We start from the raw sequence: 18393 nt of genomic DNA, 5'->3' as shown, positions 1-18393 counted from the left end.
TCACTCTCCCCGGATCGCGGGGCGGTCGGCCGGCTGCCTGTTTTTCAGCAGCTGGTCGTAGGCCGCAACCGAGAGCGGCGGCCGGTTGTCGGGCGGCAAGTGGGCCAGCCGCCGCTGGGTCAGGAACGTCACCTTCGCCCGGTCCGACCGGGCGGGGGCGGGCGGCTCGTCCACGTCGTCGGCCTCCGCTGCCTTCCGCGCCTCCAGCGCGACCGCGTCCGCGGTCAAAGCGCCGGCCCTCAGGGCGGTGGCGAGTCCGGCGACCAGGTACTCGTGGGTGAGGTTGCGGCCCAGCAGCAGGACCTCGATCAGAGCCCGGGTGCCGTCCCGGTCCCCGTGGGCCTTGCAGGCCGCGGCCCACCAGGCGTCATGGACCGGGGTGAACTTGCCCGCGGACTTCGCCTGTTCCAGGGCGGTGGCGCCCGGGAAGGCGCCGGGCTTCTTGACCAGGGCCTCCAGGTAGTGGTCCAGCACGGGTCGGGCCTGACCTTTGGCGATGAGGCGCTCGTGCCGGGTGACTTCCTTCTGCCCGTCGTAGCCACCAGCTCGGACGCGTGCAGCATGACCCGCGCCGTCCGGCCGATCAGCCGCACCGGCACCGAGTAGCGGTTGGTGCGGACGCTGACCTGGCTGAAGCGGTCCACCCGCAGACTGAACAGCCGCCCCGTCTCGAACGGTTCGCCCGGCAACGGGTGCAGCAACGGCCGTTCGACAGCAAAGTACTCACCCACCGGCCGTGGCCGGGAGCCGATCCGGCGGCGTTCGTCGGCCGCGTCCGTGGTCGGAGTCATGGTGGGGTCAGCGGCGGCGTGGTCGGGGTCGGGGAGCTCCGGCGGGAAGTGCCGCCCCAGGATCTCCGCCCGCCGGTGCAGGACGACGAACTGTGTCGTGTCGGCCTGCGCCTGGACCGGCTCGGTCAGGGCGTCGATGAACGGCTGCGCCGGCTGTTCCCGGCGGCATCCCGGAGTCGGCCTGCTTTAGGCGTTCGTGCGCGGCCGGTAAGGGTAAGCGCCCTTGGCCCACTCATCGTGCTCCCTGACGCGCCGGGAACCCTCCTTCCAGTTCGATCTGCACGATCGTGTGCGCAGAGTCGGGCGGTGTCACATCTGCTCCGGCATTCCGACCGTGACGCAGGCGTTCTCGGGCATGGGTCCTGCCTTGCAGTCCGGACACACGTCGCCTTCCGTCTCCGACGAAACCCTTCATCGAGCCAACTCCCCTTACGGCTGCCGTGAAGACCCGCTGCCGCTGCGGGGCGACGGCATAGTCCACGTTGATCACGACACAGTCGGCCATGGCGGCTAGGTAACGACAGATAGCGCGACCTGAAGCTGACCAGCACCTGCCTGCTCAAGCTGCTGACGGGCTACCAGACACCGGCCGCGATCCGCCACGCCGGCACCCCCATGGCTGACGAACTGGCCCTCGACGAGCACATGAGATCGGCAAACTCAACGAGGGCACTACACCTACGGCCTGCGCCGACACGGGGAGGCAGTCCGGCTCGGGCAGGCCTTCAACGGAGCGATCGCAATCGTCTTGTGGCACTGGGACTCGGGGAGCATCGCCGGTGTGGGCAGCGGGACTCGGGAAGCCCACGAAGCGGCAGACGTGATCGTTCAGTCACGGGACAGGCTGAGCGGAAGCGGTTGGCCGGCCAGGCCGCGGGGGCGTACGGAAAGGGTTGTGGCAATGGTGCGCAGGGCCGTCGCCGCCGGGGCCCGCGGGGCGGTGAGGACCAGGGGGGCGCCGGTGTCGCCCGCTTCGCGCAGGCGGGGGTCCAGGGGTATCCGGCCGAGCAGGGGGATCCGGGTGCCGACCTTGCGTGACAGTGAGTCGGCGACCGTCTGGCCTCCGCCGGAGCCGAACGGTTCTGTACGGGATCCGTCCGGCAGCAGCAGCCAGGACATGTTCTCCACCACGCCGACCACTCGCTGGCCCGTCTGCAGCGCGATGGCTCCGGCACGCTCGGCCACTTCGGCTGCGGCGGGCTGCGGAGTGGTCACGATGAGCAGTTCGGAGTCGGGGAGCAGCTGCGCGACGGAGATCGCGATGTCGCCGGTGCCGGGCGGCAGGTCGAGCAGGAGCACGTCCAGGTCTCCCCAGTAGACGTCGGCGAGGAACTGCCGCAGAGCCCGGTGCAGCATCGGGCCGCGCCACACCACGGGGGCGTTGCCCGGAGTGAACATCCCGATGGAGATCACCTTCACGCCGTTGGCCCGCGGCGGCATGATCATTTTTTCGACCTGGGTGGGGCCGGTGTCGACGCCCAGCATCCGTGGGACCGAGTGGCCGTAGATGTCGGCGTCCAGCACGCCCACCGACAGTCCGCTGTCGGCCATCGCCGCCGCCAGGTTGACGGTGACGCTCGACTTGCCGACTCCGCCCTTGCCCGAGGTGACGCAGTACACCCTGGTGAGCGAGCCGGGTTCGGCGAACGGGATCGCCGGTTCCGCCGCGTCACCCCGCAGGCTTCGGCGGAGTGCGGTGCGCTGCTCGTCGCTCATGACGTCCAGTTCGATCCGTACCTCGCGCACGCCGGGCAGTGCGGACAGCGCGGCGGTGGTGTCCGCGGTGATCCGGTCCCGCATCGGGCAACCTGACACGGTCAGACAGATGCTGACGGTGACGGTTCCGTCGGGGTCGACTGTCACGTCCTTGACCATCCCGAGCTCGGTGATCGGCCGGTGGATCTCCGGGTCGAGGACCCCGGAGAGTGCCCGGCGGAGGTCGGCGGCGACGGGTGTGTGGTCGGTCGACGGGGTGCTCGTTGTCATGGGGGCTCGCATTCCGGTGGGTGTGAGCGGCGGTGCTGAGGGATGTCAGCCGGTGACGGTCCAGCTCTCCTTGCCGGCGAGCAGTGCCTGAAGATCTGCCGGGGCGGCGGATCTGGCGTGGTCGGTCTGGGCGCGGACCTGATCGTCGTAGGCGGGACGGCTCACGGAGCGGAAGATGCCGGTGACGCAATGGCTGAGGTCCGGTGAGGAGAGCCGCGACAGGGCGAAGGCGGTGGTCGGGTCAGCGCACGTGGCGTCGTGCACCAGGAGGGCGTCCTCGCCGGCTTCTGCGACCCTGGCGGTGGTGAGTCGTCCGGAATCGTCGCGGGTGACGCCGTATTCGCCCTCGGGGCCGAAGCGGATCGGTTCGCCGTGGCGCAGCGGGATGATGCGCCGTTCCCTCTCGCCTGGCTGCCGTAGCACTTCGAAGGCCCCGTCGTTGAAGATCGGGCAGTTCTGGTAGATCTCCACCAGCGCGGTGCCCCGGTGCTCGGCTGCGGCGGTCAGTACGTCCGTGAGTCCCGCACGGTCGGAGTCCAGGACGCGTGCGACGAAGGTGGCTTCGGCCCCCAGGGCGAGTGAGACGGGATTGAACGGGGCGTCGACCGAGCCCGCGGGCGTGGATTTGGTGATCTTCCCGGTTTCGGACGTGGGGCTGTACTGGCCCTTGGTGAGGCCGTAGATCCGGTTGTTGAAGAGCAGGATCTTGAGATTGACGTTGCGGCGCAGGGTGTGGATGAGGTGGTTGCCGCCGATGGACAGCGCGTCGCCGTCGCCTGTGACCACCCAGAGGGACAGGTCGGGGCGGGCCACGGCCAGGCCGGTGGCGATGGCGGGGGCGCGGCCGTGGATGGAGTGCATGCCGTAGGTGTTCATGTAGTACGGGAACCGGCTGGAGCAGCCGATGCCCGAGAGGAAGACGATGTTCTCCCGGGCCAGGCCCAGCCGGGGCATGAAGCCCTGCACCGCGGCCAGGACCGCGTAGTCCCCGCAGCCGGGGCACCAGCGCATCTCCTGGTCGGATTTGAAGTCCTTCGGCGAGAGCTCGGCGTCGGTGGCCGGCACCAGCGCCTGGCCGCCGAGGCCGGGAAGGCCGGGAGCCGGCGAACCGGGGCGGGGCAGGCCGAGGTCGGTCGTGCTCATGTCCGGACTCCTTCGATCACTTCGGTGAGCACGCCCTGCAGCTCTTCGGCCCCGAACGGCAGACCGGCGACCTTCGTGTACGACACCACGTCGGTCAGGTATCTGGATCGCAGCAGCATCGCGAGCTGGCCGAGGTTCAGTTCGGGGACGACGACGCGCTGGTAGTGGGAGAGGATCTGGCCCAGATTCGGCGGGAACGGGTTGAGGTGACGCAGGTGCAGGTGGGCGACGGCACGGCCGGTTCCGCGGACACGGCGTACCGCGGCGCCGATCGCCCCGTAGGAGGAGCCCCAGCCGACCACGAGAATCTCTGCCGTCCCGGAGTCCCTCCCGCTGGAGGCGGGGTCGTCGACGTGCGCGTCGGGCACGGTGATTCCGTCGACCTTGGCCTGGCGCAGCCGGACCATGCGCTCGTGGTTGCCGGGATCGTAGGAGATGTCGCCGGTGCCGTCGGCCTTCTCCAGGCCGCCGATGCGGTGTTCGAGCCCGGGGGTGCCCGGCACGGCCCAGGGGCGGGCGAGGGTGCCGGGGTCGCGCAGATAGCCCCAGAAGTCGCCTGATCCGTCGGGGGCGTTGGGCTCGGTCGTGAACTCGACGCGGAGGTCGGGAAGACGGGCGGTGTCGGGAACGAGCCAGGGCTCCGAGCCGTTGGCGATGTGGCCGTCGGAGAGCAGTACGACGGGGGTCCGGTAGGCCAGGGCGATCCGGGTGGCGTCGAGTACCGTGTCGAAGCAGTCCGCTGGCGTGGACGGGGCGAGGACCGGCACCGGGGACTCGCCGTTGCGGCCGAACATCGCCTGGAGCAAGTCCGCCTGCTCGGTCTTGGTGGGCAGGCCGGTGGACGGCCCACCGCGCTGCACGTCGATCACCAGCAGCGGCAGCTCCGTCATCACGGCCAGGCCGATGGTCTCGCTCTTGAGGGCGAGGCCGGGGCCGGAGGTGGTGGTGACGCCGAGCGCGCCGCCGTAGGAGGCACCCAGTGCGGCGCCGACGGCGGCGATCTCGTCCTCCGCCTGCAGGGTGGTCACGCCGAAGTTCTTGTGCCGGGACAGCTCGTGCAGGATGTCGCTGGCCGGGGTGATGGGGTAGCTCCCGAGCACGACCGGCAGTCCGGAGCGGATCCCGGCGGCGATGATGCCGTACGCCAGGGCGGTGTTGCCGGTGATCTGCCGGTACTCGCCGGGTGGCAGTGTCGTCGCCGGGGCGACCTCGAAGCTCACCGCGAACGACTCGGTCGTCTCGCCGTAGTTCCATCCGGCCCGGAAGGCCAGGACGTTCGCCTCGCCGATACCGGGTCTCCGCGCGAACTTCTCCCGCAGGAACCGCTCGGTCTCCTGGGTCGGCCGGTGGTACATCCAGGACAGCAGGCCGAGGGCGAACATGTTCTTGGCCCGCTCGGCGTCCTTCTTGCTCAGGCCGGTGGCCTCCAGCGCGCCCCGGGTCAGTGTTGTCATGGCCACTTGGTGCACTTGGAAGGCGGTCAGGGCGTCGTCGTCCTGGAGCGGGTTCGACGCGTATCCGGCCCGGGTCAGGTTGCGCGCGGTGAACTCGTCGGTGTTGACGATCAGGGTTCCGCCGGGCGGCAGGTCGGCGAGATTGGCCTTCAGGGCGGCGGGGTTCATCGCCACCAGCACGTCGGGGCGGTCCCCGGCCGTGAGGATGTCGTAGTCGGCGAAGTGCACCTGGAAGGAGGAGACACCCGGGATCGTGCCCTGTGGTGCGCGGATCTCCGCCGGGAAGTTCGGCAGCGTGGCCAGGTCGTTTCCGAAGGCAGCCGCTGCCGAGGTGAAGCGGTCCCCGGCGAGTTGCATGCCGTCACCGGAGTCCCCGGCGAACCGGATGACGACGCGGTCGAGCCGCTCGGTCCGGGTGGCCGGAGCCGCACCGGGAGCACGGGGGGTGTGGGTGTCGGTCATGGTGCTGCTTCTCCTTGGCGTGAGTAACGCTCTCGAGAGGGACCGGGCGGGGCGTCGTTGGCCCTCGGCGATGCGGGCTCCCGGCTGATGCGGCAGGTGGGCCCGGAAGGCGCCGGGCCGGGGTAGGCCGGGGCGGCTGCCCTCGGCTTTCTGCGCGCGGCGTAGGAGCCGAGCCGGAGGGCGCAGGGGCGCTACAGGGTGAGGAGTGGCCTACGGCCTTGAAGGGTTGTGGTCCGGGCGCGGATGGCAGGCTGCCCGGGCCCGAACCCACCGTGCGGGCCTCAGGCCGGGCAGGAGGCGGGGACGAGGTCCTGTACGGACTGCAGATACAACGCGAGGCGGAGGCGGGTGCGTTCCGCGTTCGCGGCGGCAGCCGAGGCCGGTGGCAAGCGCCGTGCCAGGTGGTCCGCGCCGGCCAAGGCCCGGCGGAGGATTTCCGCGGCCTGCCCTGGGTCGCGGACGAGCGTCCCGTCCGCAGGTGCCGGGGTGCCGGAGGCCGGCCCCTCGGCACCTGCGGACGGCAGGGCCGGGACGGGGGCCAGGGCGGCCCGTCGAAGTGCGGCGAGGACGTCCTCGGGCGAGCCGGTACCGCTCGGATCGTCGAAGTCCTGGCGCAGGATCCAGGCACCGTCCGGCCCGAGCAGACCAAGGCCGTCGAGTACCCGGCCGGACGCCTGGTCCCACGCGCCCAGTTCCCGGGCGACCGCTTCCACCGCCACGTCCGGCACCCACGGGAAGGGCAGCCGCCAGGCCGCGCTGATCGCCTGCCGTGTCCCGGGCGTTTCCGAGGCCAGCAGGAGGACTTCGGCGCCGGCGGCCGAGAGGCGCGGAGCGAGGCGGCGGACCACGCCGGCGAGTCCACAGGAGTAGGGCCAGTGGCCACCGCGGAGGGCGATGACGAGCACCGCCGCGGCCGCGGAGGTCCGCGCCGCCAGCACCGTACGGACGGGATCCGCGTCGGTCACCGGGTCGCTCATGGCGCGGTGTAGCTCTGGACGAAGGGCGTGTCGACACCGATCGGACCGAGCCGGTCCGCACCGCCCGGCGTGCCCAGCGGTTCCGTCCGTCCGGGCAGCACCGTGGCGAAGAAGCGCGCGTTCTCCGCTACGAACTCCGTCTGGTCCGGCGCGACTTCGTCCTCCATGGTGATCGCCTCGACCGGGCAGACGGGTTCGCAGGCGCTGCAGTCGATGCATTCCTCGGGGTTGATGTAGGCCATGCGCTCGCCGACGTAGATGCAGTCCGCCGGGCACTCGTCGACGCAGGCGCGGTCCATGACGTCGACACACGCGGCCCCGATGACGTAGGTCATGACGAGGTGTCTCCTTCGCTGGGACAAGGGGATGGGGATGGTTAGGCGAGCAGCGCGGGCAGGGCGGGTTCACGGCGTGTCGATCGAGAGCGCGGAAGGGACCGGGGTCTCGCCCATCGCGGCGAGGATCTCGTAGCGGCGACGGGTGAATTCCGGCTCGAACTGCGCGCCGGGCCGCCGTGGTTGGGGGATGCCGACGACCTCGCGGACCGTGGCGGGGCGGGGGCTGAGCAGGACGACGCGGTCGGCCAGCAGCAGTGCCTCGTCGACGTCGTGGGTGACGAACAGGATCGTGGTCTCGTACTGCTCCCAGACGGAGACCAGGAGTTGTTGCATCTCCGAGCGGGTCTGGGCGTCGAGCGCGCCGAACGGCTCGTCCATCAGCATCACCCGGGGGCGGGTGGCCAGCGTCCGGGCGAGCTGGACGCGCTGGCGCATGCCTCCCGACAACTGGCCGGGCAGATGGTCGGAGAAGCCCTCAAGGCCGACCTGGGCCAGCAGGTCCTCGGCCTGTCGGCGCCGCTCCCGGCGAGGGACGCGGCGCAGTTTCAGGGCGTACTCCACGTTGCGTACGGCCGAGCGCCAGGGCAGCAGCGCGTCTTCCTGGAAGACCATCGCGCAGGAGGCGTCACTGTCGCCCACGGGCCTGCCGTCCACCTCGGCCAGTCCGGCGACCGGCTTCAACAGCCCGGCCAGCGCACGCAGGATGGTCGACTTGCCGCAGCCGGAGGGGCCGAGCAGGACCACGATCTCCCCCGGCTCCACGTCGAGGTCGACTTCGGCCGCCGGCATGTCGCCGAAGGCGAGCTTCAGTCCCTGCAGCCGGACCCGCGCTCCGGCGCTCATCGGGCCGCCCTCGGCAGCCACCGGTTGACCCGGGATCCGAGCCGCTCCACGAGCCAGGCCGTCGCCCAGCCCAGGAGGCCGATCGAGAGCATGCCGACGACGACGCCCGAGTAGTCGAGCAGTCCGTACGACTGCCACGTGTAGTAGCCGATGCCGAACTGGCCGGAGATCATCTCGGCGCTGATCACGCAGATCCAGGCGACCCCCACCGAGACCGACAGTCCCGAGAAGATGCCGGGCATGGCCCCGGGAAGGATCACGTGGGCCAGGACGGAGAACCGTCCGGCGCCCATGGTCCGGGCGGCTTCCTCCCACACGTCGGGCAGGGTTTTCATCGCGTGGATGGTGCTCACCACGACCGGGAAGAAGGCCGCGAAGAAGGTGATGAAGACGATGCCCTGTTCTCCGGTGGGGAACATCAGGATCGCCAGGGGTACCAGGGCGATCGCTGGGATCGGCCGGGCGACCTCGATGAGCGGCCGCACCAGGACCCGCACGAGCCGGGAGCGTCCCACCGTGATGCCGATGGCCACACCGCTCACCGCCGCGAGTCCGAAGCCGATCAGGATGCGGCGCAGGCTGGCCAGCAGGTCCTGGTAGTAGGCACCGGAGGTGAGTTGGGTCCGCAGGGTGTCGTACACCTCGACCGGGCCGGGCAGCTTGTCGAAGCGCAGCCACAGGACGACGTCGTCCGCTGTGAGCAGGTACCAGAGCAGCACGGCGGCGGCGAGCGGGAGCACGGCCAGGGCGACGGCGGCCGGCCGGCGCAGCCATCGGCCGGCCGGGGTGCGCGGGCGGAGACCGGTACGAAGTCCGTGGCGGGGGCGGGGCGGTGCCGCCGCTGGGACACCGGCGTCCGTGAGCGGCTTGGCGGAGACGGGAGTGGTTGTCATGGGTCCTCTTCCTCCGATCTCTTACACGGCGGCGAGTGCCGCGGCGTAGTCGAGTGCGCGGGCGCCCGTGTGGCCCGCCAGGTAGGAGTCCGCGTCGGCGGTCACCGCGAACGGCAGGAGCCGGGAGTTCGCGGAGCGGGCGGGGTCGAGCACCCAGGTCGCGGCGGTCGCGAACATCCGGGTGCCGTTCTTCGCGTCCGGTACGTAGGCGGCGCGTACGTCGCCGTTGTGTGCGGCGATCTGCCGCAGCAGGCAGGTGGGGGTCGCCGCGACGCGGGTCGACTTCTGGCCGGCGAACCATACTTCGGAGGCGGTGGCCGGATCGTCGACGGCGGCGTGGCAGACCGGGTCCTGGCCCTTGACCGGGTCGGGGTTGCTCACGCGTGCCCGGGCGGATGTATAGGAGGGGCCGTAAATCCTGCGCAGGTAGCTGTCGTTGACGAACTTCCCGACGTCCAGGTCCTTGACCGAGCCGAGGTCCTTGAGGAACGGCAGGTCGGCGTCGAGGGCGTCGACCAGTGGCTGTTTGATCGTCGGGTCGAAGGTGACCAGGCCGCCCGGCCCGTTGTAGAGGTAGACCACCTCGGGCGCGATCCCGGTGATCTTCGCGACCCGCTGTGCGGCGGCCAGCGGGTGCTGGTTGAGGTAGTCGGTGGTGTCCCGCAGCGACTCCAGGAAGGCCCGCATCACCTCGGGGTGAGCGGCGGTGAAGGCGTGGCGGGCGACGACCGCGTGGAAGGTGGGGACTCCGTTGGAGCCGCCGTCGTACAAGAGCCGGCCCTGTCCCCGGAAGACCATCAGCTGCGGCCACGGAACGAACTGGGAGAGGGCGGCGACCTGTTCGCTCTGCAGCGCCGAGGCACCGACCGGCGGGTCCTGGTTGAGCAGCCGGACGTCGTCCGGGCTCATCCCGTTCTTCCGCAGCGCCTTGACCAGCATGCCGTGGCCGGCCGAGCCGAGACTGGTGGAGACGACCTTGCCCCGCAGGTCGGCGAGGGTCTTCGCCGACGAACCGGTGGGCACCACGACCTGGTTGAGGGATCCGCGCAGGTTGTAGCCGGTGACGGCGACCAGCTCCGACTTGGCATCGGGGTACTGGGCGGTCTTCGCCCCGTTCACGAGGACCGGGTAGTCGCCCATGGAGCCGATGTCGACCTTGCCGGCGATCATCTGCGCCGTCAGTGGCGGGCCCGAGGGGAAGTCCTGCCAGACGACCTTGTAGTGCACACCGTTCGACTTGCCGATGGCGTCGAGCTTGCGTTCGAAGGTGCCTCGGTCGCGCAGCAGCGTACCGGCGGTGACGGTGTTGATGGTCTTGGACTGGTAGCCCATGTCGACCACGACGGTGGAGGAGTTCGACGCGCTGCCGGTGCCGCAGCCGGCGGCAGTGGCGGCGAGCCCCAGCACGGACAGCAGCGCGAGAAGGGGCCGGTTGCGGTGAGCCGCCCTGCCGGGCGGGTAGGGGAAGGCGTCCATGGTGGGCTTCGCTCCGCTCAGCGCAGGAGGAAGGGGATGTCGACCGTGACCGCGTCGACCGGGCAGCGGGCCGCGCAGGGACCGCAGTACCAGCATTCGTCCACGTGCATGTACGCCTTGCCGGTGTCGGGGTGGATGGCCAGGGAGTCGAGCGGGCACATGTCCACGCAGAGCGTGCATCCGTCGATGCACTTCGATTCGTCGATCGTGACCGGTACGTCCACCCGGTTCGCTGCTTGCGCCATCTGCTGTTCTCCTTCAACGGATCGTTCTCGGGCGTGTGGTGGTCCATGGGGTGCGTCGGTGTCCGGCGGGCGGAGCCGCCGGGATCACTCGGCGTCGGAAGCGGCGAGACTCATGCGGGCGAAGGCGCGGACGTCGGCGTCCGCGTCGTCCAGGGCGACCTCCAGGGCCGCCCGGATGCCCGGGCGGCCCGGCAGCCTGCTGCCGAGAGCCCGGACCGCGGCCTTGCGGACGTCGAGGTTGGTGTCGCGGGTGGCGGCGATCAACGGGTCGATCGCCTCCTGTGGGTCCGCCACGGACAGCGCGGCGGCCGCTCCCTGGCGGACCTGCCAGGCCGGGTGGGCCAGTGCCGCGGTGGCGACGGCCGTGGCCTGCTCGGCGCAGCCGGTGTGTGCCATGGCCGACAGGGCGGCGGCCCGGACCAGGACCTCGGAATCCTCGGCCAGCGCGGTCAGGGTGGTGGCCGCACGGGGGGCACCGACGGAGCCCAGCCCGCGGGCGACGGCCAGCCGCACCGCCGATGCCGCGTCGGCTGCGGCCTCGTCCAGCTCCTCCAACGCGTCCAGGGAGACGAGCCCGAGCACCACCTCGCAGCGGACGCTCTCCTCCGGGTCGGACAGGAGCGCGGCCAACTCCGCGGTGGTACAGAGTCGGTGGCGCCACAGTGCGCCCACTGCGGCGGAGCGGACAGCGGCGTGCTCCGAGTGGCTCGCCTCGCGCAGGGCCTGCGTGAACCGCTCGCCGATCACCAGGACCTCGCGCAGTTCGCCGAGCAGATCGACGGCGGTGCGGCGGACGGTCTCGTCCGGGTCCAGGAGGGCCGCCGCGAAGACCGCTGAGGCTTCGTCCCACGATTCGGCCGCCTCGCTGAGCACGGACAGTGCCGTGCGCCGCACGCCGGGGTCGCTGTCGGTGAGGAACTCCGTCAGTTCGTCGGTGGTCGGGGATTCCTCGGCCAGCTCCATCAGCGCGAGTATCCGGTGGGTGCCCCGCATGTCCGTCGTCATCCCCACACCGCCGCGAGGTCGGCACCGGCCGGTGCGGGCACGTCCGGTACCCCGTCCGGGCGGACGAAGCCGGGAACCGGCACGATGTACGGTGCCACCGGGCGGGTGAGCGCCTCCATGTCACCGCCGGCGCTTTTGCGCAGGTTCAGGTGACGGAACCAGTTGGCGTCGTCCTGCTCCGGCCAGTCGGCACGCTGGTGGTACAGCCCCCACCGGCTCTCGGTACGGGCCAGCGAGGCATGGGCGGCCATCTCGGCGCAGTCCCGGATGAAGCTGACCTCGGCACAGCGCATCAGCTCGTGCGGCGTGCGGGCTCCCATACCGGCGATCTCACCGCGCATCCGGTCGAACGTCTCCAGCCCGAGGGTCAGATAACGCTCCGTCTTGGGCGGCTGGAGATAGTCGTTGACGAACCGGCGGAGCTTGTACTCCACCTGCGGCTGGGGAGGACCGTCCGGGTGGGACAGCGGACGGTAGACCAGTTCGTGCGCCGCGGCGATCTGGTCCTCCGGCAGCGCGGGACGGCCGGCCGAGGCGGCGAAGGCGGCCGCGTGCTCGCCTGCGATGTCGCCGTAGACGAAGGCGCCGATCATGTAGTTGTGGGGCACACAGGCCATGTCGCCGGCCGCGTACAACCCGGGAACCGTGGTCGCGGCGTGCTCGTCCACCCACACGCCCGAGGCGGAGTGGCCGCTGCACAGCCCGATCTCGGAGATGTGCATCTCGACGTCATGAGTGCGGTAGTCGTGACCGCGGCCGGCGTGGAAGGTGCCGCGGGTGGGGCGTTCCGTGGTGTGCAGGATGCCTTCGATCTGGTTGATCGTGGCGTCGGGCAGGTGGCTCAGCTTGAGGTAGACGGGGCCACGGGCGCTGTCCAGCTCCCGTTTGACCTCCGCCATCATCTGACCGGACCAGTAGTCGCAGTCCACGAAGCGGTTGCCGTCGGCGTTGACCTGGTAGCCGCCGAAGGGGTTGGCGACGTAGGCGCAGGCCGGGCCGTTGTAGTCCTTGATGAGTGGGTTGATCTGGAAGCACTCGATCCCGGACAGCTCCGCGCCGGCGTGATAGGCCATCGCGTACCCGTCACCGGCGTTGGTCGGGTTCTCGTACGTGCCGTACAGGTAGCCGCTGGCGGGCAGGCCCAGGCGCCCGCAGGCTCCGGCGGCCAGGATCACCGCGCCGGCGGAGATGGTGACGAACTCCCCGCTGCGGGTGTCGAGGCCGACCGCCCCGATGGCCCGGCCGTCCTCGGTGAGCACCCGCACCGGCATGATCCGGTTCTCTATCGTGACCCGGGAACGCACATGGCGGGCCCGCAGCGTCCGGTAGAGGACCTTCTTGACGTCCCGGCCCTCGGGCATCGGGAGCACGTAGCTGCCCGAGCGGTGCACCTTGCGCACGGCGTACTCGTTGTGCTCGTCCTTCTCGAATTTGACGCCGTATCCCTCCAGGCGCTGCACCATGCCGAAGCCGCGGGTCGCCGTCTCGTAGATGGTGCGCTGGTTGACGATGCCGTCATTGGCGAGGGTGATGTCGGCGACGTAGTCCTCGGGAGTCGCCTTGCCCGGGACGACGGCGTTGTTCACGCCGTCCATGCCCATGGCCAGCGCACCGGAGTGACGTACGTGCGCCTTCTCCAGCAGCAGGACATCGGCACCGTTCGCGGCCGCGGTCAGGGCCGCCATGGTTCCGGCGGTTCCGCCGCCGACGACGAGGACGTCGCAGGCGAGTTCACGCCGTTGCGACGGGGGTGGGATCTGCACGGAAAGTCAGCCCCTTTCGGGAGAAGGGTGGTGGTTCAGCAGCGGGTACAGCTGGTCAGGGGTGCGGTGGAGCCGGCCCGCCAGCGACGTCCGGTCCCCGCGGAAGCGGACGAACTCCAGGTCGATGGGCCGGCCCGCTTCGGTGTACGTCAGCCGTTCGAGGAACAGCAGGGGAAATCCGTCGGGCACCCGGAGAAGGTCGGCGACCGTCCGGTCGGCGGCGATCGCCTCGATGGACAGCACCGCGGCACCCAGCGGCAGGCCCAGTTCGCCTTCGATCAGTCCGAAAACGTCATGGCGGGCCAGGTCCATCTCCAGCAAGGGCCGCCCGACGTCCGCCGGCAGGTAGCTGGCGTCGAGGGACAGCGGCAGCCCGTCGAGGAGCCGCACCCGCTCCAGGGCGATCACTTCGGTGCCGGGATCGAGCGACAGCCGCTCGGCCACCGTGGGTGTGGCGGGGACGGAGTCCGCGAGCAGGACCTGGTTGACCACCCGGTCGCAGCCCGTGTCGAAGCTCTCCGCGAGCCCGCGCAGCCGGTCGAGACCCTGTACGGCCTTGCCCGAGACCACGAAGGTGCCGACCCCCGGGATGCGGTCGACCAGACCCTCCTTGCGCAGCAGTGCGAGGACGTCCCGCACGATGTTGCGACTCGCCCGGAACTCCGCGGAAAGATCGGTCTCGGAGGGCAGCGACCGGGTTCCGTAGACACCCGCGAGGATGCGGGTGCGCAGCACGTCCCGGATGCGCCGCACGGGTGCGACACGGCTTCCGGTCGTTCTGCTGCCAGTGCTGGTCCCTGTCATGGCCGGAATGCTGTGGAGTGCTTGTTACGTCGGCCGATGGCCGCAATTGCGTGTTTGTTACGCCAGTCTCCCCACCCGGCCCCGCGCCGCTGACCTGGGGTGACGGGGACTCTTGAGGGCGTATCGCCAGGTCCGCCACCGGGGCGGCGGACTTGCGGGTCCCGGCGGAGCACTCCCCATCGCCGCTGCACCGGGTCGTGGGCTCACCACGGACGGCGCCGGGTCGCCCCGCACGTCCCGTCCTACCGGACGGCAACCGCCGCCCCCGGTTGAGCCGCGCCGGAACCAGCAACTCGCGCGGCTCAGCCCGGTGTGACCCCACTGCGCGGGACCTTCAGACGTTACGCGTGCAGGACGAGGTCCAGCAGCGTCGTCGCCGGACCCGCCGGAGGTGTGTCACTCAGCCACACAGCACGGAACGTCCGGCGGAGCGGACCGAGTCCCTCCAGCGGCACATTGATCAGCCGACCGTCGTCGAGCTCGGCGGACACCGCGAGACGGCTCAGAACGGCGGGCGCGTCACCTGTGGTCAAGGCCGACTTGATGGCGGTGGTGGAGCCGAGTTCGGCCGCGGGCGACGCGAACTCACCGGCCTCGCGCAGGAACTCCCCCAGCGCGTCACGCGTGCCCGATCCTTGCTCGCGAAGGATCAACGGGGTGGCGGCCAGCGACCGCAGCGGCAGAGGTAGTCGGCGCACTGCCCAGGGGTGGCTCGGTGCGACCACCACGACCAGTTCGTCGGCGCCGATCGCCCGGCTGCGCAAGCCGTGCGGGGCGTGCGGGCCCTCGACGAATCCCAGATCGGCCTCACGGCGGCGGACCATGTCGGCGACCTGGGACGAGTTGCCGACCCGCAAGGCGACTCTGACGTCGGGGGCCCGGTCGTGCAGCGTGATCAGCCAGCCCGGCACCCGGTGATCGGCGATCGTCATCGACGCGGCGACCCGCAACTGGCCCTCTTGGTCGGCATGGAGCGCGGCGACCCCACTGACCAACGCCCGGGCGGCGTCGAGCACGGGGCGTGCCCAGTCCACGACAGCGGCTCCGGCCGGGGTCAGCCGGGAGCCGGTAGGGCCGCGTTCGAGCAGCACCAGCCTAAGTTGACGCTCCAGCGCGCTGATCTTCATGCTCGCCGCCGGCTGGCTGATCCGGTGCCGCCCGGCGGCTCGGCCGAGGCTGCCCGTCTCAGCGACGGAGACCAGCAGATCCAGCACCCTCAGTTCCGGCGTTCCCGGCGGCAGGCCCATCAGCACGGCTTATGACCTCCTCGGATTTCTGTCTCTACCGGAGCCCGGCGGAAGACGGCGATCGTGCAGTGAACGTCCCAGCCCAGCGAAGGAGACGTAATGGAATCGGCCTTCGTCGTATCGGTCAAGCCACCGCCGCAGCGTGCTCCGGGCCGCGCGCGGCGTGTGTACGCGGCGGTCGGTGCCGTGTGTCCCGGATTGGTCGTCGCGGCAGCCGTTGCGTTGCCGGCCTCCTGGCTGGGCGCGCTGTTTCCCACAGTGGGCGGCGCGGTGTCGGGGATCGTGGCGGGCGCCGGAGTCGGCGTTGTGCTGAGACGGATCCTGGCGCCCCGGCATTCCGAGCGGCTGCGGCCCGGATTCACCACGGCGGGAAGGCATGTCCTTCAGGCGTCCATCGTCCTGCTCGGAGCCGGGCTGCCACTGGGCGACGTGCTGCGCGTGGGAGCCGGGTCGCTGCCGGTCATGCTGGGGACCCTGGCAGTGGCGTTGGGAGGCGCCTGGCTCGTCGGCCGTCTGTTGGGCATCGACCCCGAGACACGGCTGTTGATCGGAGTGGGCACAGGAATCTGCGGAGCATCCGCGATCGCCGCGGTCACCGCCGTCGTGAACGCGGCCCAGGCCCGCGTGGCGTACGCGATGGGCACCATCTTCACGTTCAACATCGCCGCCGTCCTGCTGTTTCCGCCACTCGGTCACCTGCTCGGTCTGTCGCAGGAGGCGTTCGGACTCTGGAGCGGCACTGCGATCAATGACACGTCGTCGGTGGTGGCCGCCGCCTACGCCTACGGAACACCGGCCGCGGCGTACGCCGTTGTGGTCAAGCTGACCCGCAGCCTCATGATCGTACCGATCTGCGTGATCCTGCAGATCTGGCAGTCCCGTCGTCGGCGGGCCGGGAGAGAAGCCGCACCCGGCCGCGGCGTATGGGGGGCGTTTCCCCTGTTCATCGTCGGCTTCCTGGCCGCATCTGCGGTCGCCACCCTCGGTGTCGTTCCTGCCTCCTGGCAGTCGGCCATATCGGCGACCAGCACCTTCATGATCACGATGTCCTTGGCCGGAATCGGGCTGTCGCTGAATCCGTCGCAGATTCGCGACGCGGGACCGCGTCCCATGCTGCTCGGCGCGGTCCTCTGGATCGGCGTCGGCGGCACCGCCATCGGTCTCCAGGCGCTCACCGGCCGGCTCTGACCGTCACCCTTCACGGGGCCCGACATCCGCGCTCACGTCCGGCGGGCTGACACCGCCCTCCAGCACATGGACAAGCCAAGTCGGCTGCACGCGGGCTACGTCGAGCCACATCGCCCGTGACCTCCACGCCATGCGCCGACGCGCCCTGGCGCAGCCGGGTGGACTCCAGGATCGATGCTCCGGACAGCGGGATCCTGCACGCCGAGATCCTCCAGCCGCCGACAGATATGTTTCACGGTGACCGCACCGTCATCCTCAAGGACCCTTCGGGTCACATGTGGGTATTTCTGACCCACTTGGAAGACGCAGGTCAGCGTCCCCTCATGGTGACAACCAGCACGCTTCGGCTCATCTACGGCCGCCGGGCCCACCGTGCGGCGGCCGGATATTCCGTCACCGTTTCCGCGGTGACGATGGGGAGGCTCGCGTGAGCGCCCCCTGTTCCCCGGTGCCCGGAATGCGCCTCTCAGGGTGACCTTTTGCGTACGTAACCCAATACGCCGTGACATCAGGGTTCTTCAGGTGCCGGGTGTAACACGACTGCGAATACCGGGCGCTGTAGAGGGAGAAAACAAACCCGTCAGAGCGGATTCCCCATGAACAACACCGGCCCGGCTTCCGGATACCAGACATACGACCAGCCCCCAGCGCCCGACCGCCCCGCCCGCAACCAGGCCGCCGCACGCAGAATTGCCCTCACCATCTGTACGATCGCCGACATCGCGGCCGGTCTGCTGGGCCTGTGGATCGTGCTCTACCTGCTCGACGCCAACCAGACGAACACCTTCGTCGAATTCGTGCACGGAGCGGCGGACTGGCTGTCCGGCTGGGCACAAGACATTTTCACCATGGACACAGCGGGACTACGCGTCGTCCTCAATTACGGGCTTCCGGCCGCCATTTACCTGCTGATAGGTCACGGCATCGCCGCACGGATCAACCGAGCCTAGATGTGACGTAAACGTGGCGCTTCTGTGGCGCTTCGCGACAGCCGAGCGCCTTGCCGGAACCACTACTGCGGAAAGCGCTCGACATGGAAAGACCGGCACGGTGACAGGCCGTCCGAACGAGGGAGATCACCCCCGATCTACGACGACCTGGTGCGCGAGCGAGGAGACGTCGTGGCAAACGCTCAGTCGACTGCCGAGCACGCGCGGCACCAGGCGGCCCAGCTGCTGGGCAGACACCCGCTGGACCAGCCGCATCCCCTGGCTGTGACACCCGAGACCCACGGTGCGCTGTAGCCAGTGGGTCACGAGTCGACCCCCGTGAGGCGCGCTCCCCCCGTGAGCGGGTCTCGTGTGAAGGCGGGCAGGCACATCCCCCTGTTGCCTGCCCGCCCCGACCAGCATTCGCCAGCCGTCACCGTCCTGTCAGAGGTACGGGTCGCGGTACGTGGTGCAGCCCTCGGGCCATGCGGGGATGAGCAGTTCTTCCCGCGGGCTGAAGGTCCTGCCGCCGTCGTGGGAGACGGCGCAGGTGACCGGCTGGTGCTGGAGCGAGCGGTCCACGCGGTGTGCGGAGTAGAACGCGACGAGACGCTCGCCGTCGGAGACGGCGTTGCCGGAGAAGCAGCCGTCGGCGTCCACGCCACCCGGGGGTCGGCGTCAGGGCGATCGCCAGCGGCTCCCAGGTCAGCAAGCCGGGACTGCGGAAGTTGCCCCCGTGCAGGTTCGCGTGGGTCGCTCCGCTGTACGGACCTCGCTGAACACCATCCCGCGTTCCGCTCGGCCATGATCACCCACACGACTTCCGCCGCATCCTCACCACTGAGCTCG

At 70.3% G+C, this 18393-nt stretch carries 17 protein-coding genes and 2 pseudogenes; 4 read left to right on the top strand and 15 right to left on the bottom strand.

Features of this window, described 5'->3' with window-relative positions; translation table 11 throughout:
• The 14 genes and pseudogenes from CEB94_RS41530 to CEB94_RS39670 form a co-directional block, all read right to left on the bottom strand.
• On the bottom strand, nucleotides 1-411 hold the full coding sequence (locus CEB94_RS41530) for a hypothetical protein (protein WP_425472568.1): 411 nt from the start codon (nucleotides 409-411) through the stop codon (nucleotides 1-3).
• On the bottom strand, nucleotides 309-791 hold the full coding sequence (locus tag CEB94_RS42385; RefSeq protein ID WP_425472525.1) for a Mu transposase domain-containing protein: 483 nt from the start codon (nucleotides 789-791) through the stop codon (nucleotides 309-311). Before CEB94_RS42385 ends, CEB94_RS41530 begins: the two co-directional genes overlap by 103 nt.
• 828 nt (nucleotides 792-1619) lie before the next feature.
• Nucleotides 1620-2777, bottom strand: coding sequence for an Mrp/NBP35 family ATP-binding protein (locus tag CEB94_RS39725; protein ID WP_175436743.1), 1158 nt, complete (start codon nucleotides 2775-2777; stop codon nucleotides 1620-1622).
• 45 nt (nucleotides 2778-2822) lie between these two features.
• Nucleotides 2823-3920, bottom strand: coding sequence for a 2-oxoacid:ferredoxin oxidoreductase subunit beta (locus tag CEB94_RS39720; protein WP_175436742.1), 1098 nt, complete (start codon nucleotides 3918-3920; stop codon nucleotides 2823-2825).
• Nucleotides 3917-5836 (bottom strand): 2-oxoacid:acceptor oxidoreductase subunit alpha, encoded by a 1920-nt coding sequence (locus tag CEB94_RS39715; RefSeq protein ID WP_175436741.1) that lies wholly within the window; start codon nucleotides 5834-5836, stop codon nucleotides 3917-3919. Before CEB94_RS39715 ends, CEB94_RS39720 begins: the two co-directional genes overlap by 4 nt.
• 281 nt (nucleotides 5837-6117) lie before the next feature.
• The gene (locus tag CEB94_RS39710) at nucleotides 6118-6813 is read right to left on the bottom strand and encodes a hypothetical protein (protein WP_175436740.1); all 696 of its coding nucleotides are present in this window, start codon (nucleotides 6811-6813) and stop codon (nucleotides 6118-6120) included.
• Nucleotides 6810-7148: a ferredoxin gene (fdxA, locus tag CEB94_RS39705; protein WP_175436739.1), complete on the bottom strand. Its 339-nt coding sequence runs from the start codon at nucleotides 7146-7148 to the stop codon at nucleotides 6810-6812. Before fdxA ends, CEB94_RS39710 begins: the two co-directional genes overlap by 4 nt.
• 69 nt (nucleotides 7149-7217) lie before the next feature.
• Complete coding sequence (locus CEB94_RS39700; RefSeq protein ID WP_175436738.1) at nucleotides 7218-7994, bottom strand: ABC transporter ATP-binding protein; 777 nt, start codon at nucleotides 7992-7994, stop codon at nucleotides 7218-7220.
• Nucleotides 7991-8887: an ABC transporter permease gene (locus tag CEB94_RS39695; protein ID WP_175436737.1), complete on the bottom strand. Its 897-nt coding sequence runs from the start codon at nucleotides 8885-8887 to the stop codon at nucleotides 7991-7993. The genes CEB94_RS39700 and CEB94_RS39695 overlap by 4 nt, the downstream gene beginning before the upstream one ends.
• Before the next feature lie 21 nt (nucleotides 8888-8908).
• A complete protein-coding gene (locus tag CEB94_RS39690) occupies nucleotides 8909-10363 on the bottom strand; it encodes an ABC transporter substrate-binding protein (protein WP_175436736.1) in 1455 nt (484 codons plus the stop codon).
• Between the two features lie 17 nt (nucleotides 10364-10380).
• Nucleotides 10381-10608, bottom strand: a complete 228-nt coding sequence (locus CEB94_RS39685; RefSeq protein ID WP_175436735.1) for a 4Fe-4S dicluster domain-containing protein — start codon at nucleotides 10606-10608, stop codon at nucleotides 10381-10383.
• A gap of 84 nt (nucleotides 10609-10692) precedes the next feature.
• Nucleotides 10693-13376: pseudogene (locus CEB94_RS39680) on the bottom strand (fumarate reductase/succinate dehydrogenase flavoprotein subunit).
• Between the two features lie 6 nt (nucleotides 13377-13382).
• Nucleotides 13383-14180, bottom strand: coding sequence for a GntR family transcriptional regulator (locus tag CEB94_RS39675; RefSeq protein ID WP_175436734.1), 798 nt, complete (start codon nucleotides 14178-14180; stop codon nucleotides 13383-13385).
• A 341-nt stretch (nucleotides 14181-14521) separates the two neighbouring features.
• Complete coding sequence (locus CEB94_RS39670; RefSeq protein WP_175437364.1) at nucleotides 14522-15427, bottom strand: LysR family transcriptional regulator; 906 nt, start codon at nucleotides 15425-15427, stop codon at nucleotides 14522-14524.
• A 165-nt stretch (nucleotides 15428-15592) separates the two neighbouring features.
• Between CEB94_RS39670 and CEB94_RS39665 the strand changes: the two genes are divergently transcribed.
• From CEB94_RS39665 to CEB94_RS41815, 4 genes and pseudogenes are all read left to right on the top strand, one after another.
• Nucleotides 15593-16615, top strand: coding sequence for a YeiH family protein (locus CEB94_RS39665; RefSeq protein ID WP_246112084.1), 1023 nt, complete (start codon nucleotides 15593-15595; stop codon nucleotides 16613-16615).
• Nucleotides 16616-16815: 200 nt separating this feature from the next.
• Nucleotides 16816-16920: pseudogene (locus CEB94_RS42015) on the top strand (VOC family protein); the annotation flags it as partial.
• Between the two features lie 291 nt (nucleotides 16921-17211).
• Nucleotides 17212-17565, top strand: a complete 354-nt coding sequence (locus tag CEB94_RS39655) for a hypothetical protein (protein ID WP_175436732.1) — start codon at nucleotides 17212-17214, stop codon at nucleotides 17563-17565.
• A gap of 171 nt (nucleotides 17566-17736) precedes the next feature.
• Entirely contained in the window at nucleotides 17737-17859 is a 123-nt protein-coding gene (locus CEB94_RS41815) for a hypothetical protein (protein ID WP_281292564.1), read from the top strand.
• 129 nt (nucleotides 17860-17988) lie between these two features.
• On the opposite strand, the gene CEB94_RS39650 is transcribed toward CEB94_RS41815, so the two are convergent.
• Complete coding sequence (locus CEB94_RS39650; RefSeq protein WP_246112082.1) at nucleotides 17989-18204, bottom strand: hypothetical protein; 216 nt, start codon at nucleotides 18202-18204, stop codon at nucleotides 17989-17991.
• Nucleotides 18205-18393: the final 189 nt, after the last annotated feature.

This window comes from Streptomyces hawaiiensis (assembly GCF_004803895.1).
In the GTDB taxonomy this organism is placed as follows: domain Bacteria; phylum Actinomycetota; class Actinomycetes; order Streptomycetales; family Streptomycetaceae; genus Streptomyces; species Streptomyces hawaiiensis.
Note: the sequence above shows the minus strand (reverse complement) of the source record. Positions and strands in the feature narration are given on the sequence as shown.

Coding starts and splice junctions, on each gene's coding strand:
- CEB94_RS39685 (WP_175436735.1), bottom strand. CDS start 10,608: ATGGCGCAAGCAGCGAACCGGGTGGACGTACCGGTCACGATCGACGAA.
- CEB94_RS39700 (WP_175436738.1), bottom strand. CDS start 7,994: ATGAGCGCCGGAGCGCGGGTCCGGCTGCAGGGACTGAAGCTCGCCTTC.
- CEB94_RS39655 (WP_175436732.1), top strand. CDS start 17,212: ATGAACAACACCGGCCCGGCTTCCGGATACCAGACATACGACCAGCCC.
- CEB94_RS42385 (WP_425472525.1), bottom strand. CDS start 791: ATGACTCCGACCACGGACGCGGCCGACGAACGCCGCCGGATCGGCTCC.
- CEB94_RS39670 (WP_175437364.1), bottom strand. CDS start 15,427: ATGGGCCTGCCGCCGGGAACGCCGGAACTGAGGGTGCTGGATCTGCTG.
- CEB94_RS39675 (WP_175436734.1), bottom strand. CDS start 14,180: ATGACAGGGACCAGCACTGGCAGCAGAACGACCGGAAGCCGTGTCGCA.
- CEB94_RS39695 (WP_175436737.1), bottom strand. CDS start 8,887: ATGACAACCACTCCCGTCTCCGCCAAGCCGCTCACGGACGCCGGTGTC.
- CEB94_RS39710 (WP_175436740.1), bottom strand. CDS start 6,813: ATGAGCGACCCGGTGACCGACGCGGATCCCGTCCGTACGGTGCTGGCG.
- CEB94_RS39715 (WP_175436741.1), bottom strand. CDS start 5,836: ATGACCGACACCCACACCCCCCGTGCTCCCGGTGCGGCTCCGGCCACC.
- fdxA (WP_175436739.1), bottom strand. CDS start 7,148: ATGACCTACGTCATCGGGGCCGCGTGTGTCGACGTCATGGACCGCGCC.
- CEB94_RS39690 (WP_175436736.1), bottom strand. CDS start 10,363: ATGGACGCCTTCCCCTACCCGCCCGGCAGGGCGGCTCACCGCAACCGG.
- CEB94_RS39725 (WP_175436743.1), bottom strand. CDS start 2,777: ATGACAACGAGCACCCCGTCGACCGACCACACACCCGTCGCCGCCGAC.
- CEB94_RS39720 (WP_175436742.1), bottom strand. CDS start 3,920: ATGAGCACGACCGACCTCGGCCTGCCCCGCCCCGGTTCGCCGGCTCCC.